This window comes from Haloferax sp. Atlit-10N, from assembly GCF_003586325.1.
Taxonomy (GTDB): Archaea; Halobacteriota; Halobacteria; order Halobacteriales; family Haloferacaceae; genus Haloferax; species Haloferax prahovense.
The window spans coordinates 1-469 of the sequence record NZ_PSYX01000150.1; the positions used below are offsets into that span (position 1 = coordinate 1).

The following is a 469-nucleotide window of genomic DNA, read 5'->3' on the forward strand; positions in this document are numbered from 1 at the left end:
GAATAGCTCCATCGCACGCTGTTCGCTCCCGGTTTCTTGGGTGAGCGCGTCGAGAACTGTCGCACCGAGCGTCTCGAGCTGGAAGCCGCTGAAATACGCCATACTGGCGACGAACATCCCGGCAGCGTCCGTCGTGGTAAACTCCTCGGGCTCGAACCCGTGCTCCTGAAAGGCCTGATGGAATTGCAGTTCCTCGCTTTCACGGACTTCGGTAATATATCGGTTGATACCATCTGTAAACGCCTGCAGGACCGCTCGCTGGTCCGCCGTCAACTGTTCAGCGGCCTGCTCGTCCAGTGACGGCTCGCCGGCGGTGTTGCGCCGCGCCTCGATATCGAACTGGACCCAGTCGGTGTCCTCGTCGCCCGCACCGAGGACTGCCGCGACAGTCCCGTGATAGTACCGCCGGTACAGTTCGAGCTGATAAAGCCGGTCTGCCGCCGTTGCGTATCCGAATCCGTAGAACGCC

Annotated in this window: 1 protein-coding gene; it reads right to left on the bottom strand. The window is 61.2% G+C overall.

What is annotated here, in order from left to right; all coding sequences use genetic code 11:
* Nucleotides 1–469 (bottom strand): penicillin acylase family protein (locus C5B91_RS21620; protein WP_147374921.1); only part of this gene is annotated, 469 nt, incomplete at both ends.